We start from the raw sequence: 15,499 nt of genomic DNA on the forward strand, positions 1-15,499 counted from the left end.
ATCCTGAGAGAACCACACGAGGAGACCAGCTGACGATGACGAATCCACTCGGACAGTCCAATGGGGCGCGGCGTGGGGCTCTGCCGGAACCCCCCACGGGCTGGCCCATCGGTTCGTATCCCACCTACGCGGAGGCACAGCGCGCCGTCGACTACCTCTCCGATCAGGAATTCTCGGTGGAGGACGTCACCATCGTGGGTGTCAACCTCATGCAGGTCGAGCGGGTGCTGGGCCGTCTCACCTGGGCGAAAGTAATTGGCGGGGGCATTGTTTCGGGGGCATGGCTCGGCGTGTTCTTCGGGTTGCTGCTGGGCATCGTCACGGGCGGTTTCCTGGCGCCGCTCGTCGTCGGCATCGTCGGCGGCATCATCTTCGGGCTGATCTCCACGACGATCCCGTACGCAGCGACGCGGGGGACCCGGGACTTCGCGTCGACCATGCAGCTGGTCGCCGGGCGGTACGACGTGCTGTGCGAGCCGAAGTCGGCGGAGAAGGCCCGGGACATGCTGGCCAAACTGGCGCTCTGATCGGCGCTCCCACCGCGACCTGTGGGTTGCGGTCGGGTCACGGATTGCGTCCCATTCGCGACGTTCGCGGCGATTTCACCCAGTTCGCCGACAATGTCGGATAGGTTTACGGCGCAATGCGTGGGCTCCGGCCCACGCCGAAACCGTGACCTGTCGGTGGAGTGCACGTTCCGGCAGGAACAAATGTGCGGGCCCGCGTGCCCAGCCGTACCGCGACTGGATCCGTGAGGGGCCGCTCGAGGAGGCGGCTGTGCTGCATCGCACCAAGCCCGGACGCTCGCTGAAGTGGGGACTGATCGGTGCCGCCACCGTCCTCACCGTTCCCCTGCTGGCTGCGTGCGGGTCGTCCGAAGAGGGCATCGTCCTCAGCTTCTACACGGCTGCCGACGGCGCCGAACAATACGCGGAGGCCGCGGCCAACTGCACGGCCGCGGCCGGCGGCCGGTACACCGTGGAGCAGCGCACGCTGCCGAAGGGCGCAGACGATCAGCGGCTCCAGCTGGCCCGCCGGCTCACCGGAAACGACACGTCACTCGACATCATGACGCTCGACGTGGTGTGGACCGCCGAGTTCGCCGAGGCCGGCTGGGCGGTGCCGCTCCCGCCCGCCATCGCGGCGGAGGTCAGCGAGGGCACGCTCGAAGGCCCCCTCGAATCCGCGAAGTGGCAGGACCAGCTGTATGCCGCGCCGCTGAACACCAACACCCAGTTGCTCTGGTACCGCAAGGACCTCATGCCGGACGGGCAGCCCCCGCAGACGTGGGACCAGATGATCGACATCGCGGAGGGCCTCGCCGCGGAGGGCAGGCCCAGTTGGATCGGGGTGCAGGGCAAGCAGTACGAGGGCCTGATGGTGTGGTTCAACACCCTGCTCGCGAGCGCGGGCGGGTCCGTCGTCGCCGAGGACGGGACCACCGTGACGGTCGCGGACGGCGACGCCGCGCTGAAGGCGCTCGAGGTCATGAAGCGGGTGGCCACCGCAGAGGGTGCCGACCCGTCGGTTTCCCAGGGCGACGAGGCGTCGTCCCGGCTGGGGATGGAGAGCGGAAAGGCTGCGTTCGAGGTCAATTGGCCGTTCGTGCTGCCGGGCATGATCGAGAACGCAGAGAAGGGGGACCTGCCGTTCATCGACGAGAAGGGCAACCCGACGTCCGTGGACACGGGCAACACGGTGCTCACCGTCGACGGTCAGCAGAACTTCCTCCCGGCGCCGTACCCGTCGGTGATCCCCGGGCGACCGGCCGAGGTGACGATCGGCGGATTCAACATCGCGGTCGCGAAGACCAGCCAGCACCCGGACCTGGCGTTCGAGGCGGTGTCGTGCTTGCGGAACGAGGAGAACCAGCGCAACAACGCCGTCAACGGTGGTGTGCCGCCGACGTTGGCGAGCCTGTACGACGACCCGGCGTTCCAGGAGGCGTACCCGGCGTGGCGCGAGGTGCGGGAGAGCCTGGAGACGGCATCCGTCCGCCCGGTGTCACCGGCGTACCAGAGCATTTCGACCCTGATCACCGACACGCTGAATCCGGTCGGTGACATCGACCCGCCGCGCACCGTCGACGAACTCGCCGAACAGGTACGCAAGGCGGTCAACTCGGAAGGGCTGATCCCGTGACGACCGAAACCGTGCAGGCGGACCGGGCCGAAGAGCCGAAAGTCGCGTCGAAAAAGCAGATCTCGGAGGGGAAGAAGGCCGAACGCCGACTGGGACTGTGGTTGGTGGCTCCCGCCGCGATCCTCATGGTCGCGGTGACGGCCTACCCCGTCGTCTACGCGGTGTGGCTGAGCCTGCAGCGCTACGACCTCCGATTCCCCGACGACCGCAAATTCGTAGGCCTCGCGAACTACGTGTCGGTGCTGTCGGACGCGTACTGGTGGCAGGCCTTCGCGGTGACGGTGGGCATCACGGTCGTATCGGTGGTGATCGAGTTCGTCCTGGGCCTGATCCTGGCGCTCGTGATGCACCGGACGCTGGTCGGGAAGGGCATCGTGCGGACGGTGGTGCTGATCCCGTACGGCATCGTCACCGTGGCCGCCGCGTACAGCTGGTACTACGCGTGGACGCCGGGGACCGGGTATCTCGCCAACCTGCTGCCCGACGGCAGCGCCCCGCTGACGCAGCAGATTCCGTCGCTGGCGATCATCGTGCTCGCCGAGGTGTGGAAGACGACGCCGTTCATGGCGCTGCTGCTGCTCGCCGGACTGGCCCTCGTCCCCGACGACCTTCTCAAGGCCGCTCAGGTCGACGGCGCCGGGGCGTGGACGCGGCTGGTGCGGATCATCCTGCCGCTGATGAAACCGGCAATTCTGGTGGCGCTGCTGTTCCGCACGCTCGACGCGTTCCGGATCTTCGACAATATCTACGTCCTCACCAAGGGCGCCAACGACACCGGATCACTGTCGATCCTCGGCTACGACAACCTGTTCAAGGCATTCAACCTCGGAATCGGCTCCGCGATCAGCGTCCTCATCTTCCTCTGCGTCGCACTGCTCGCGTTCGTGTTCATCAAGCTGTTCGGCGCCTCGGCTCCCGGGTCCGACACGGAAGGAAACCGATAGCCATGGCCGTCGTCGACACACCTCGCCGCAAGATCAGCTGGTCCGTGGTCAACCTGCTCGTCCTGCTCTACGCACTGGTCCCGGTGCTGTGGATCGCCAGCCTGTCGTTCAAGCCCGCGGGAACGATCAAGGACGGCAAGTTCATTCCGCAGAAGTGGACACTCGACAACTACCGCGGGATCTTTCAGACCAACGCGTTCACCAGTGCGCTGATCAACTCCATCGGCATCGGGCTCATCTCCACGGTAATCGCCGTCGTCATCGGCACCATGGCCGCCTACGCTATTGCCCGGCTGGACTTCCCGGGCAAGAAGCTGCTGGTCGGCGTGGCCCTGCTGATCGCGATGTTCCCGCAGATCTCCCTCGTGAGCCCGTTGTTCGACATCGAGCGCAGGCTCGGGCTGTTCGACACCTGGGCGGGTCTGATCCTCCCGTACATCACGTTCGCGCTGCCACTGGCCATCTACACGTTGTCCGCCTTCTTCAAGGAGATCCCCTGGGAGCTCGAGAAGGCGGCCAAGATGGACGGCGCCACACCGGCTCAGGCGTTCCGGAAGGTCGTGGCCCCGCTGGCGGCGCCGGGCATCGTCACCGCCGCGATCCTGGTCTTCATCTTCTGCTGGAACGACCTGCTGTTCGCGATCTCGCTGACCTCGACGGAACGGTCCATCACCGCACCGGCCGCGATCGCGAACTTTACCGGCGCCTCCCAGTTCGAGGAGCCGACGGGCTCGATCGCCGCAGCCGCGATGGTGATCACGATCCCGATCATCATCTTCGTGCTGTTCTTCCAACGACGCATCGTGGCCGGTCTGACCTCCGGCGCAGTGAAGGGCTGAGACCTGCTTGCAGGGTCGAAACTATGAAGGAGTTTCTGTGGCCGAAATCGTGCTCGACAAGGTGACGAAGCTGTACCCGGACGGCGCCAAGGCGGTGAGCGACGTCGACATCACGATCGCCGACGGCGAATTCATCATTCTGGTCGGACCGTCCGGGTGCGGAAAGTCGACCACTCTCAACATGATCGCCGGCCTGGAGGACATCTCGTCCGGTGAACTGCGCATCGCGGGGGAGCGGGTCAACGAGAAGGCGCCGAAGGACCGCGACATCGCGATGGTGTTCCAGTCGTACGCGCTGTACCCGCACATGACGGTGCGGCAGAACATCGCGTTCCCGCTCACGCTGGCGAAGATGTCGAAGTCGGACATCGCGGCGAAGGTGGACGACGCCGCCAAGGTCCTCGACCTCACCCAGCACCTCGATCGCAAACCGGCCAATCTGTCGGGCGGACAGCGGCAGCGGGTCGCGATGGGACGGGCGATCGTCCGCAACCCCAAGGCGTTCCTGATGGACGAGCCGCTGTCGAACCTCGACGCCAAGCTCCGCGTCCAGATGCGCACCGAGATCGCCCGGCTGCAACAGCGACTCGGCACCACCACGGTGTACGTCACACACGATCAGACCGAGGCGATGACCCTCGGCGATCGGGTGGTGGTGCTGCGGGGCGGTGTGGTTCAGCAGATCGGGGCGCCGCAGGATCTGTACGACCACGCGAACAACCTGTTCGTTGCGGGTTTCATCGGCTCGCCGTCGATGAACTTCTTCCCGGGGCAGCTCACCGCCGACGGGGTGTCGACGCCGCTCGGCGAATTCACGCTGCCCGCGGAGACGCGCGACAAGATCGGGTCGTCGAACACGGCGAAGGACGTCGTGGTCGGGATCCGGCCCGAGCACTTCGAGGACGTGGCGCTCGTCGACGAGGGGCAGAGGGCGGCCGGTGCCACGTTCACGGCCAACGTCGAGGTGCTCGAGTCGATGGGTTCGGACAAGTACGCCTATTTCACGGCGGAGGGGCCGCAGGTGACCTCGCGGGAACTCGAGGAACTCGCTGCCGACTCGGGTACCGCGGTCGCGGGTGGTGGGCAGCTGGTCGCCCGGTTGTCGACCGAATCGTCCGCGGCGCACGGCAGGCCGGTGGAACTGTGGTTCGACCGGTCGAAGATCGCCCTGTTCGATCAGGATTCGGGAGCGAACCTCACCCGCTGAGCGGGGCGCTCACCCGAACCGCGGGTGTTCGCTCCGCCGAGGCCGCCGACAGTGCCCCACTCGGCCGCGAGGGCGGTCGCGTGGACCTCGTCCTCCTCCTCGTCGGACGGGGTGCGGGTGGTGCGCGTGATGCCGAAGAACGGCAGCAGCCCGGCGAGGGCGGCCGCGGTCGCGCCGACGACGAACGCGATCACGTACGCCGATTCGGTCGGGACGTCCGTTCCGTCGATGGTGATGCCGGCGAGTAGGGTCGCGAGCAGCGCACTGGCGACGGAACTGCCCACGGACCGGGCGATGGAGTTGATGCTGTTCGCGACGCCGGTCTCGTCCTGCCGGACCTCGGCCACGAGCAGCGACGGCAGCGACGCGTACGCGAGGCTGATGTACGTGTTGACCAGCAGTATGGCCGCGATGACCTCCCACGTGCGGTCGTGGGCGAAGACGAACACGACGAACCCGCTGACGCCGACGACGCTCGCGGCGATGAGGACGGCCCGGGAACCGAAGCGGTGGATCAGTTTTCCGCTCAGGATCGAGGCGAGGACACCGCTGATCGCGCCCGGCAGCAGGTATACGGTGCTGGCCTCGAGGACGGTGGCCCCGAAGCCGTATCCGGCCACCGCGCGCGGGGTCTGGACGAAGTACGAGCTGCCCAGGAACATCACGAACATCGACATGCCGACCACGAGCGCGGACAGGTGGGTGACGAGGACGGGCGGGTTGGTCAGCAGCCGGGGCGCGACGAGTGGGTCGGTGATCCTGCGTTCGTAGAGGAACCAGCCGATCAGGACCAGGATTCCGGCGATTCCGCTGACGATGGTGACGGGTGACGTCCAGCCCCAGGTGCCGCCCTCGGCGAGCGGCAGCAGGACGAGGACGAGGCCGGCGGCGAGACCGGCCGCGCCGATCCAGTCGATGGAACCCGTTCCGGTGCGCGGGCGGCGGGGGATGGCGATCCACGCGAGGACGAGTCCGGCGGCGGTGATGGCCGAGGACAGCCAGAAGATGCGGTGGAAGTCGGCGCCGTCGGAGACCAGCACACCGGTGAGGACGATGCCGAAACATCCGCCGAATCCGAGGGTGCCGGAGAAGATCCCCATCGCCCCGGTCAGCTTCTCGGCGGGAAGTTCGTCGCGCAGGACCGCGATGCCGATGGGGAACAGCGCGAACGACACGCCCTGGAGCACGCGGGCGAAGATCAGCACTCCCACCGACGTCGACAACGCACCGATCAGGGAGCCGAGCAGCACGACCACGAGCACCCCGAGCAGGACGGGCCGTTTGCCGCGGAGGTCGGCCAGGCGGCCGAGGACGGGTGTCGCGGTGGCGGCTGCGAGGAGGTTCGCGGTGAGGAGCCAGCCGACGGCGGTGGGGCCGACCTCGAGTTGCGCGCCGATGGTCCCGACGATCGGCACCACCAATGTCTGCAGAACGGCGACAATCATCACGACGAAGCACATGACGGGCAGGAGAGCCCTGGCTGCGGTTGTCGATCCGGCGGCCATGGGGTCCTCCTGTAGGGGTCGGTGAACGGGCGTAATCAAATACGGTACTGGGGCTAACTAACGAAGGGGTTCACGGTGGGGTCTGAACGCATGTCGAATCGAGCGCTGGGCCGGGCGACACTGGCCCGGCAATCGCTGCTGAGCCGCTCGGACACGTCCGCTCTCGACATGATCGAGCACCTCTGCGGGCTGCAGGCCCAGGCTCCGGCCCCGCCGTACTTCGCGTTGTGGGCGCGGCTGAGCCGATTCCGGGCCGAGTCGCTGTCGGACCTCATCGAGAACCGCGCGGTGGTGCGGATCGTCGCGATGCGCGGCACGGTCTTCGCCCTGTCGGCCTCGGACGCGCTCTCGTTCCGTCCGCTCACTCAACCGCTGCTCGACCGCGACCTGCACACCAACACGCAGCACCGGTCCGGTCTCGACGGGATCGACCTCGGCGCCCTCGCCGCCGCGGGACGCGAACTGGTGCGCGACGAACCCCGCACGCAATCCCAGATGCGGCCCCTGCTCGAGGAGCGATTCCCCGGCCGTGACGGGGCCGCGCTCGCCCACGGGGTGCGGGGACTGGTCCCGATGGTCCAGGTTCCACCGCGGGGGCTCTGGGGCAGGTCCGGGCAACCGGCGCTGTCGACGCTGGAGTCTTGGGTGGGTCGTCCACTGTCCGCCGCACCGTCCATCGACACGATGCTGTTGCGCTACCTCGCCGCGTTCGGCCCGGCGAGCGCGCGGGACGCCCAGGCCTGGTCGGGACTGACCCGGCTCGGGGAGGTATTCGACCGGCTGCGGCCGGAACTCCGGGTGTTCCAGGGCGAAGCGGGACCGGAACTCTTCGACCTTCCCGACGCACCCCGGCCGGACCCGGGCACCCCCGCCCCCGTCCGCATCCTCGCGCCGTTCGACAACGTGCTGCTCTCGCACGCGGACCGCGGACGCCTCCTCGACGACGACGTGCGGAAGAAGGTCTTCACCCAGAACGGCATCATCAAACCTGCCGTCCTGGTGAACGGCATGGTCGTGGCGTTCACCGCGACGGTGGTCGAGAAAGGCCGTGCGGTACTCGACGTGGAGCCGTTGGCGGCCATCGCGAAAGCGCACCGCACCGCGACCGAGGCGGAGGGCAGGCGTCTGCTGAAGTTCGCGCACCCCGAGGCGCTCGAGCGCGTCGTGCGGTTCACGGGCTAGCCGGTTTGTGCCTGCGCGGTGCGAGGTGGCTGAGCTCGGCGATGATCTCGTCGTTCCAGACATGCTGGCGCACAAGGCGGTACCGCTCGCGCGCCACCCACAGGTAGGCCTCGGCGTCGGTGTGGTCGGGAAGCATCTCCGCGGCCCGCAGCATCCGGACCACCGGCAGGAACTCCTCACCGAACCAGCGCCGGGCCACGGTCTCACGGCTGAGGAATTCGCCCACCTCCTGCATGAGCCGGAAACCCCAGGCCTCGACGCTCTGGCTGATCTCGGCGTACTCCCAGGGATCGGTGACGACCACTGCCGCCCGCTGGGGCCCGCTCAACGGAACCCGGGTGAGGAACAGGCGGCGGTGGTCCTTGATGACCAGGTCTCCGCGCTGCGCGATCCCGTCGGGGGAGATCTTGGTCTGGATTTCGGTGACGTAAGCGTCGATCGTGCTCCAGTGCATCGCGTACGCGATGGAGACGCGGTGGTGGCCGTCGCTGACGAAGTGCATGGACCCGATCCGATACACCTGGATCGGCGGCACCGACTCGCCCCGGCGCTGCGCGGCCGCCAGTCTTTGCCAGCGCTCGCGCACCCGGGTGGACGTGGGCCGGAAGAACCGGTCGAAGTCGCGGGTCCGGTCGACGCTCCCGACGATGGAGTTGACCGGGATCACCTGCAGTCCGAGCGACCGTTCCCCGACCCGGCCGACGGCCGCGACCACCTCGTCGAACGGCAGGATCTCGTTGACGTCGTCCGGTTCGCGGCGCAGCCAGCTGACCAGCCGCGACAACTCGGCGCGACGACGCTGGCGGGTGAAATCGTTCTCCGCATCGGCGGCGGGGAATCCGGTGTCACGTGCCATGCCGGCGCCTGACGATGGTGGGGTCGGCGCCCGGGGCCAGCTCCATCAGGGTGAATCCCACGGTGTTGATCACCGTCGTCGGGCCGAGTGTGCGGTCCTCGGCCGCCCGGCCGTACGGGTGGACGTGCCCGTGGATCATGACGCGGGCCTGCAACCTGCCCGCGAGGGTCTCGAAGCATTCGAAACCCCGGTGCGGTGGATCCTCCTGGTCGCCCACTCCGCGCGGCGGGCTGTGCGTGAGCAGTACGTCGACGCCGGACACACCCGAGCGGCGCGCGTGCCACGCACTCGTCAGCGCCAGGTTGCGCGCCCGCCGCCGCTGCTGTCGCTCGGTCCACTGATTAGGGCCGTCGTTGTAGCGGATCGATCCACCCAGACCGGCGATGCGCAGGCCCGCGATGCGCACGATCCGGCCGTCCGCGTTGACCGCGCCGCAGGGTCCCGGCCACGCCGAGGGTAGACCCGCCCGCATCCACCCGACCCGTCCCGCGGAGTAGCCGGACAGGTCGGCGTCGTGGTTGCCCGGCACGAAGACGCACGGCGCGTCGAGCGCGTCGATCAGATATTCCAGGTAGTCGAACGGGAGATCGCCCGCACCGAGGATCAGGTCGACATCCATGGCACGCACCTGCGAACTCCACAGCGACTCGATCGTCTCGTCGGACACTGCGAGTACCGAGACCATGCTCCGACGCTACCGGCTCGCGAGGCCGGAGGACGGGTGAGCGGCTTCGGTGGTTTGATTGCGGGGTGACTGACAGCGTTGTGGCCTCCGTTCGCGCGCACCTGCTGGGGCAGATCGGGGGCCCGGAGCCGACTGCGGCATCGGTGACGTTCCTGGGCGTCGAGCCGCTGGACGTGCTGCGGTTCGCGCCCGATGACGCGGGACTGGTGCGCTACGTGACCCTGGGGTGCTCCCGGCACCCGATGGGCGACCCCGGCGAACTGGTGGCCGACCCGCTCCGTGGCCCCCGCGCCGAACTGATCCTCACCCTGCGCGGCGGGGCCGGGGTGGCATCGGGAGTGGCGCGGACCCTCGCGGTCCTGGCGGCGGCGCCGTCGGTGGAAGGGGTGGTTCTCGTCGAGGACGCGCTGCTCGACCTGGGTGAGCCGCTGTGGAAGGACGCACCGTTCACCGCCGTGCTACTCGGTGAATCGACCGTCCCGGACCTCCCGCTGCCCGAGCCCGCGGAGGCCGTCCGGTTCCTCGCTGTCGTGCCGCTCACCGGCACCGAAGCGGCGTGGGTCCGGCTGCGCGGCGCCGGCGCACTGCGCGACGCCTGGACGGAGGCGGGCATCGACGTCCGCGATCCGAACCGCGGTGCCGCGTCCCTCTAGAGCCAGTGGTTCCGGCGGAACGTGACGAACAGGGCCACCGTCACCGACGCGATCACGAACACCACGCCGTGATAGCCGTACTGCCAATGCAATTCGGGCATGTTGTCGAAGTTCATGCCGTAGATGCCCGCGATCATCGTCGGCACGGCCGCGATGGCCACCCACGCCGAGATCTTGCGCATGTCGGTGTTCTGCTGCACGGCGATCTTGGCGAGGGCGGCGTCGACGAGTGAGCTGAGGACCTCGTCGTATTCGGCGATCCGCTCGGCGACGGTGGTGTGGTGGTCGAGGACGTCGCGGAAGTAGCGGCGGATCTCCTTCGGCACCGGATTGCCCGGTGCCCGCGTCAGCCGCAGCAGCGGATTGGACAGCGGGTTCACCGATTTGCGGAGTTCGACGATCTCGCGCTTGAGGAGGTAGATGTGTTCGACCGCCACGCTGCTGCGCGGGCTGAACACCGCCTCCTCCATGCCGTCGACGTCCTCTTCGATGGCCTGGGTGACTTCGAGGTAGGTGTCCACCACGTGGTCCGCGACCGCGTGCAGCACCGCGTACGGGCCCAGGGCGAGCCGCTCCTGGTTCGCCTCCAGCGCATGCCGGACGTTCGCGAGCGGGGAATGGTCACCGTGCCGGACGGTGATGACGAAGTCGGCGCCCACGAACACCATGATCTCGCCGGTCTCCACGATCTCGCTGGCCGTCGCCACCGATTCGTGAGGCACATAGTTGACCGTCCGCAGCACCAGGAACAACACGTCGTCGTAGCGTTCCAGCTTCGGCCGCTGGTGGGCGTGGACGGCGTCCTCGACCATCAACTCGTGCAGCCCGAACGTCTCGGCCACGCTCTCCATCTGCCCCTCGTCGGGGGCGAGCAACCCGACCCACACGAACCCTCGGCCCCGCTTGCGGACCTCGGCCATCGCGGCCTGGTGCGTGTACTTTCCGGGGAGCCTCGTGCCGTCGACGTACACGCCGCAGTCCACGATGGCGCGCGCGGTCGGGATGCGGATCCTGGGGCCCGGGTCCTTGCCTCCGCTGCGCTGATCCTTGTCGCTGCCACGCTTGGGGAGCGAGGGCACAGACGGCACGGGGCCCTCCCTTTCACCGTCGAGTCGGAAACGCTGCTGGTGAATCGTACGTCAGCACCCGCTCCGGACCGGCGGCGTCGCCCGACACGCCAGGCTTCCGGGCCGCACGCTCGGACCCCGTGCCGCGACACCTGACAGACTGGTCTGGTGCTCATCGATCTCCACACCCATTCGACGGCCTCCGACGGAACCGACAGCCCGGCGGACCTGGTGCGTGCCGCGGGGGCAGCAGGACTCGACATCGTGGCGATCACCGATCACGACACGACCGCGGGGTGGGCCGAAGCGGTCGCGGCGTTGCCTGCGGGGCTGGCGCTCGTGCGGGGCATGGAGATGTCCTGCGAGGGGCGAGGTGAGGACGGACGTCCGGTTGCGGTGCATCTCCTCGCCTACCTGTTCGATCCCGCGCACGCGGCGTTCGCACGCGAGCGGGAACGGTTGCGGACCGAGCGGATCGTGCGGATCCGCGCCATGGCGGAGTTGATGATGGAGGACGGTCTGCCCATCGACGCCGACGAGGTGCTCGCGGAAGCGGGACCCGCGGCGGGACGCCCGCACCTGGCGAGGGCCCTGATGCGCGCCGGAGTGGTCGGCAGCGTCGGTGAGGCGTTCGTGGATCTGCTGGCCCCCCGCGGCCGGTACTTCGTCGACAAGTCCGATACGCCCCTCGACGACGCCGTGCAACTGGTGGCGGAGGCCGGGGGAGTGAGCATCCTCGCCCACGGACGGGCCCGCACGAGGGGGCGGCTGCTGTCGCTCGATCATGTCCGCGACCTGGCGGGAGCGGGTTTGCACGGGCTCGAGGTGCACCACCCCGACCACTCGTCGGATGACGCTCGGGTACTGCAGGAACTGGCCGACGAGCTCGGTCTGGTCGTCACCGGCTCCTCCGACTACCACGGCACGAACAAGGCCATCCGGCTCGGCGAGTTCACGACGGACGCCGACGAATTCGACACCCTCGTCTCGAAAGCATCCGGCGTACAGGTGGTCTCGGCATGAACACGCACGAGTTCGAGCGGTACGACCCCTACGGTCCCACCCTCCCGAGGACGGTGACGGCCACCGAACCGCGTCGCAGCCCTCTCGTCGTCCGCGCGCTGCGCGCCCTTAGCGGTGCCGTCGCCGCCGGGGTGGTGATCCTCTGCCTCGTCGTGATCGGCTCCGCCTACGTGGGCGGCGGCCGGGGCTTCCCCGGCCCGGGGACGATCTCCATCACCGCGCACGTGGTCGCGTCCGTGTTCGTGATCGTGGCGCAGCGGATTGCGGACCGCCGCGACGGTCTCGTCGCCGTGGTCGCATCCGTCGCCGTCCTCGCGGCGGCGGCGCTTCTGCTGGCTACCCAGTGGTGGGGTTGACGGACGCTCGGCGCGTTATGTGAAACCGGCTCTCACAGTGACCCATCGGTAACTTATTCTCACAGGTAGAGGCCAGAAAACGTGAGACATCTGACTGTCGGGGCAATTTGATTGTGCATCGATATTCGTGCCAGACTTAGCACCACTCCGACGTCGGCGCCACCGCCCTTCGGCGGGGGTTTATGGCAGTGTTGCCAGGGCTCACCCGCCCGTGCCATGACGCTTCGGACGTTCTGCGGCCATCGTGATCGCGCACCCCGGAAGCTTCACCCTCAGTTGTCGTTCGTGGAGTAACTGTGAGGATCAGCGCCGATCCTCACGGTTACTTCTCAGTAACCCGGCCCCGAGTGAGCCTGGACTTAGCAGGAGTGTCATCGTGTCCATCGTGTCCGAACCCACCACACCGCAGAAGGTCGAGCTGACCGACGAGGAGATCTTCGCCGGCCACATCGGGGGAAAGCTCTCGGTTGAGACCACGACCGCCCTCGATACGCAGCGCGCCCTGTCCATCGCCTACACGCCCGGCGTCGCGCAGGTCTCCCGCGCCATCGCCGCCGACGAAACCCTCGCCGACCGCTACACCTGGACCAGCCGCCTGGTGGTCGTCGTCTCCGACGGCTCCGCGGTACTCGGCCTCGGCGACATCGGCCCCCGCGCCTCCCTTCCCGTGATGGAGGGCAAGTCCGCCCTGTTCAAGAACTTCGCGGGCCTGAACTCGATCCCGCTGGTCCTCGACACCAAGGACCCCGACGAGATCGTCGAAACCCTGATCCGGCTGCGCCCGAGCTTCGGTGCGGTCAACTTGGAGGACATCTCCGCGCCGCGCTGCTTCGAGATCGAAAAGCGGGTCATCGAGGCCCTGGACTGCCCGGTCATGCACGACGACCAGCACGGCACCGCCATCGTCGTCCTGGCCGCCCTCAAGGGTGCGGTCAAGGTCCAGGACCGCGACATCCACCAGCTGCGGGTGGTCATCTCCGGTGCCGGCGCCGCCGGTGTGGCCTGCGCGAACATCCTGCTCGCCGCCGGGATCGCCGATGTGACGGTGCTCGACTCGAAGGGCATCGTCTCCAAGGATCGGCAGGACCTGAACGAGGTCAAGGTGGATCTGGCCGCACGCACCAACCCGGCCGGCCGCCGCGGCGGCATCGTCGAAGCCCTCGACGGGGCGGATGTGTTCCTCGGGGTGTCCGCCGGCACGGTGCCGGAGGAGCTGATCGCGACGATGGCGGAGGGTTCGATCGTGTTCGCGTTGTCGAACCCGGACCCGGAGATCCACCCGGACGTCGCCCGTAAGCATGCGGCGATCGTGGCGACCGGACGCTCGGATTTCCCGAATCAGATCAACAATGTGCTGGCCTTCCCCGGTGTGTTCCGTGGTGCGCTCGATGCCGGTGCCCGCCGGATCACCGAAGGTATGAAGCTCGCCGCCGCCGAGGCAATCCTCTCGGTCGTCGGTGACGAGTTGGCTGTAGACAAGATCGTTCCCAGCCCGCTCGATCCTCGCGTCGCCCCCGCTGTCGCGGAGGCAGTCGCCGCCGCTGCCCGTGCAGAAGGCGTCACCGGCTAGCGAGAATCCGTCGAGCACCCCGATCCAGAACCCGCACCCACGGTTCCGGTGTCGGGGTGTTTGCCGTTGGGTGACGTGTTCGCTACGACGCGCGTTCGGCGCTCGGGTTGCGGCGCAGGCGGCCGGTTCCGGGAACGGACGCCCACACCGCCAGCGCGAGCAGGCCGTCCACGACCAGTGCGAGGATCGTCACGAGCAGCGCACCGACGAGCACCCTGTCGTACTGGCGCAGGGCCAATCCGTCGAAGATGTAGCGGCCCAGGCCGCCGAGGTTGACGTACGCAGCAACCGTTGCGGTCGCGATGATCTGCAGGGTGGCGTTGCGCAGCCCGCCGAGCATGAGCGGCAGCGCATTCGGGGCCTCGACACGTGTGAGGACCTGCCACTCGGTCATTCCCATCGCGCGGGCGGCGTCCACGACCGTCCGGTCGACGTTCGCGACACCCGCGTAGGTGCCCGCGAGTACCGGCGGGATTCCGAGGATCACCAGGGCGAGGATCGGCGGGATGAGACCCAGTCCGAGCAGCAGCACCAGGAACGTCAGCAGACCCAGTGTCGGCAGCGACCGGAGCGCGTTGACGAGACCGACCACGACCACGTCCCCCTTGCGCAGATGCCCGATGATCAGTCCGATCGGCACCGCGACCACGGCGGACAGTGCGACCGCCAGGAAGCTGTACCAGAGGTGTTCGAGGATGCGGGCGCCGATTCCGGTGCTGCCCGACCAGTTTCCCGGATCGACGATGTACTCCCATGCGCCGCCGAAGATGTTCACGAAGCCTCCCCTGCGGCCGGGGCCGCCGACTGTCCCGCGACCAGCGGCGTGCGCCGGACCTTCTGCTGCCGGGTCCACGGTGTCAGTGCCCGGCCGACCAGGAACAGCAGCAGGTCGAACGCGAGGGCCAGAACGACGATCGCGATGATCCCGGCGAGAATCTGGTCCGGATAGTCTCGCTGGTAGCCCTGGGTGAACAGCGTGCCGAGACCGCCGATCCCGATCAGCGAACCCACCGACACCAGTGAGATGTTGGTCACCGCCACCACTCGCACGTTCGCGACGAGAACGGGTAGCGCGAGGGGCAATTCGACGGTCAGGGCCCGGCGGAGCCGGGTGAAACCCATCGCGGTGGCGGAGTCGACGACGTCGGCGGGAACGGAGTCGAGGGCCTCGGGCACGGCGCGGATGAGCAGGGCAGTGGAGTAGATCGTCAGCGCGATCACCACATTGAGCGGGTCCAGGATCTGCAGTCCGACGACGGAGGGGATCGTCACGAACAACGCCAGCGACGGGATCGTGAACGCGATACCCGCGACGATCAGCGTGATCTTCCGCAGCCAGGACGCACCCCGGATCGCGGTCCCGACCGGGACCGCGATGAGTAACCCGATCAGCAGCGGAACCAGTGCGAGATAGAGATGGGTCTTCGTCAGGTCGACGACGACCGAGAAATTGTCGATGAGCCATCGCAT

General features: G+C 68.0%; 16 protein-coding genes. 10 read left to right on the forward strand and 6 right to left on the reverse strand.

Going from position 1 to position 15,499, the window contains the following annotated elements; genetic code table 11:
* Nucleotides 1–35 precede the first annotated feature (35 nt).
* From RHA1_RS29255 to RHA1_RS29275, 5 genes are all read left to right on the forward strand, one after another.
* Nucleotides 36–527, forward strand: coding sequence for a general stress protein (locus tag RHA1_RS29255; protein WP_005239275.1), 492 nt, complete (start codon nucleotides 36–38; stop codon nucleotides 525–527).
* A 250-nt stretch (nucleotides 528–777) separates the two neighbouring features.
* Nucleotides 778–2,142, forward strand: coding sequence for an ABC transporter substrate-binding protein (locus tag RHA1_RS29260; protein WP_192815080.1), 1,365 nt, complete (start codon nucleotides 778–780; stop codon nucleotides 2,140–2,142).
* On the forward strand, nucleotides 2,139–3,086 hold the full coding sequence (locus tag RHA1_RS29265) for a carbohydrate ABC transporter permease (RefSeq protein ID WP_005573473.1): 948 nt from the start codon (nucleotides 2,139–2,141) through the stop codon (nucleotides 3,084–3,086). The genes RHA1_RS29260 and RHA1_RS29265 overlap by 4 nt, the downstream gene beginning before the upstream one ends.
* A gap of 2 nt (nucleotides 3,087–3,088) precedes the next feature.
* Complete coding sequence (locus tag RHA1_RS29270; protein ID WP_005239292.1) at nucleotides 3,089–3,925, forward strand: carbohydrate ABC transporter permease; 837 nt, start codon at nucleotides 3,089–3,091, stop codon at nucleotides 3,923–3,925.
* A gap of 37 nt (nucleotides 3,926–3,962) precedes the next feature.
* Nucleotides 3,963–5,132, forward strand: coding sequence for an ABC transporter ATP-binding protein (locus RHA1_RS29275; protein WP_009479229.1), 1,170 nt, complete (start codon nucleotides 3,963–3,965; stop codon nucleotides 5,130–5,132).
* On the opposite strand, the gene RHA1_RS29280 is transcribed toward RHA1_RS29275, so the two are convergent.
* Nucleotides 5,102–6,637: an MFS transporter gene (locus RHA1_RS29280; protein ID WP_011598050.1), complete on the reverse strand. Its 1,536-nt coding sequence runs from the start codon at nucleotides 6,635–6,637 to the stop codon at nucleotides 5,102–5,104. The genes RHA1_RS29275 and RHA1_RS29280 overlap by 31 nt on opposite strands.
* A 75-nt stretch (nucleotides 6,638–6,712) precedes the next feature.
* Between RHA1_RS29280 and RHA1_RS29285 the strand changes: the two genes are divergently transcribed.
* Nucleotides 6,713–7,819, forward strand: a complete 1,107-nt coding sequence (locus tag RHA1_RS29285; protein ID WP_081437480.1) for a winged helix DNA-binding domain-containing protein — start codon at nucleotides 6,713–6,715, stop codon at nucleotides 7,817–7,819.
* On the opposite strand, the gene RHA1_RS29290 is transcribed toward RHA1_RS29285, so the two are convergent.
* Entirely contained in the window at nucleotides 7,809–8,675 is an 867-nt protein-coding gene (locus tag RHA1_RS29290; RefSeq protein ID WP_005264657.1) for a hypothetical protein, read from the reverse strand. The genes RHA1_RS29285 and RHA1_RS29290 overlap by 11 nt on opposite strands.
* The gene (locus RHA1_RS29295) at nucleotides 8,665–9,360 is read right to left on the reverse strand and encodes a metallophosphoesterase family protein (RefSeq protein ID WP_011598052.1); all 696 of its coding nucleotides are present in this window, start codon (nucleotides 9,358–9,360) and stop codon (nucleotides 8,665–8,667) included. The genes RHA1_RS29290 and RHA1_RS29295 overlap by 11 nt, the downstream gene beginning before the upstream one ends.
* 65 nt (nucleotides 9,361–9,425) lie before the next feature.
* Between RHA1_RS29295 and RHA1_RS29300 the strand changes: the two genes are divergently transcribed.
* Nucleotides 9,426–10,013: a suppressor of fused domain protein gene (locus RHA1_RS29300; protein WP_029539487.1), complete on the forward strand. Its 588-nt coding sequence runs from the start codon at nucleotides 9,426–9,428 to the stop codon at nucleotides 10,011–10,013.
* Here RHA1_RS29300 and corA read toward each other — a convergent pair.
* Nucleotides 10,010–11,101: a magnesium/cobalt transporter CorA gene (corA, locus tag RHA1_RS29305; RefSeq protein ID WP_011598053.1), complete on the reverse strand. Its 1,092-nt coding sequence runs from the start codon at nucleotides 11,099–11,101 to the stop codon at nucleotides 10,010–10,012. The genes RHA1_RS29300 and corA overlap by 4 nt on opposite strands.
* 147 nt (nucleotides 11,102–11,248) lie before the next feature.
* Here corA and RHA1_RS29310 point away from each other — a divergent pair, with 147 nt between their 5' ends.
* The 3 genes from RHA1_RS29310 to RHA1_RS29320 all read left to right on the forward strand — a co-directional run bounded on the left by RHA1_RS29310 (nucleotide 11,249) and on the right by RHA1_RS29320 (nucleotide 14,029).
* Nucleotides 11,249–12,103: a PHP domain-containing protein gene (locus RHA1_RS29310; protein ID WP_009479236.1), complete on the forward strand. Its 855-nt coding sequence runs from the start codon at nucleotides 11,249–11,251 to the stop codon at nucleotides 12,101–12,103.
* Entirely contained in the window at nucleotides 12,100–12,459 is a 360-nt protein-coding gene (locus tag RHA1_RS29315) for a hypothetical protein (RefSeq protein ID WP_011598054.1), read from the forward strand. The genes RHA1_RS29310 and RHA1_RS29315 overlap by 4 nt, the downstream gene beginning before the upstream one ends.
* A gap of 376 nt (nucleotides 12,460–12,835) precedes the next feature.
* Nucleotides 12,836–14,029 carry an NAD(P)-dependent malic enzyme gene (locus RHA1_RS29320; protein WP_011598055.1) on the forward strand — a complete coding sequence of 398 codons (1,194 nt, stop codon included), beginning with the start codon at nucleotides 12,836–12,838 and terminating at the stop codon, nucleotides 14,027–14,029.
* Between the two features lie 82 nt (nucleotides 14,030–14,111).
* On the opposite strand, the gene RHA1_RS29325 is transcribed toward RHA1_RS29320, so the two are convergent.
* Entirely contained in the window at nucleotides 14,112–14,804 is a 693-nt protein-coding gene (locus tag RHA1_RS29325) for an ABC transporter permease (RefSeq protein ID WP_011598056.1), read from the reverse strand.
* Nucleotides 14,801–15,499, reverse strand: a complete 699-nt coding sequence (locus tag RHA1_RS29330; RefSeq protein ID WP_005239327.1) for an ABC transporter permease — start codon at nucleotides 15,497–15,499, stop codon at nucleotides 14,801–14,803. The genes RHA1_RS29325 and RHA1_RS29330 overlap by 4 nt, the downstream gene beginning before the upstream one ends.

Source organism: Rhodococcus jostii RHA1 (assembly GCF_000014565.1).
GTDB lineage: Bacteria > Actinomycetota > Actinomycetes > Mycobacteriales > Mycobacteriaceae > Rhodococcus_F > Rhodococcus_F jostii_A.

Bases quoted from the DNA above. Each gene is read 5' to 3' on its own strand.
- RHA1_RS29255 (WP_005239275.1), top strand. From the start codon at position 36: ATGACGAATCCACTCGGACAGTCCAATGGGGCGCGGCGTGGGGCTCTG.
- RHA1_RS29270 (WP_005239292.1), top strand. From the start codon at position 3,089: ATGGCCGTCGTCGACACACCTCGCCGCAAGATCAGCTGGTCCGTGGTC.
- RHA1_RS29280 (WP_011598050.1), bottom strand. From the start codon at position 6,637: ATGGCCGCCGGATCGACAACCGCAGCCAGGGCTCTCCTGCCCGTCATG.
- RHA1_RS29290 (WP_005264657.1), bottom strand. From the start codon at position 8,675: ATGGCACGTGACACCGGATTCCCCGCCGCCGATGCGGAGAACGATTTC.
- RHA1_RS29295 (WP_011598052.1), bottom strand. From the start codon at position 9,360: ATGGTCTCGGTACTCGCAGTGTCCGACGAGACGATCGAGTCGCTGTGG.
- RHA1_RS29315 (WP_011598054.1), top strand. From the start codon at position 12,100: ATGAACACGCACGAGTTCGAGCGGTACGACCCCTACGGTCCCACCCTC.
- RHA1_RS29330 (WP_005239327.1), bottom strand. From the start codon at position 15,499: ATGCGATGGCTCATCGACAATTTCTCGGTCGTCGTCGACCTGACGAAG.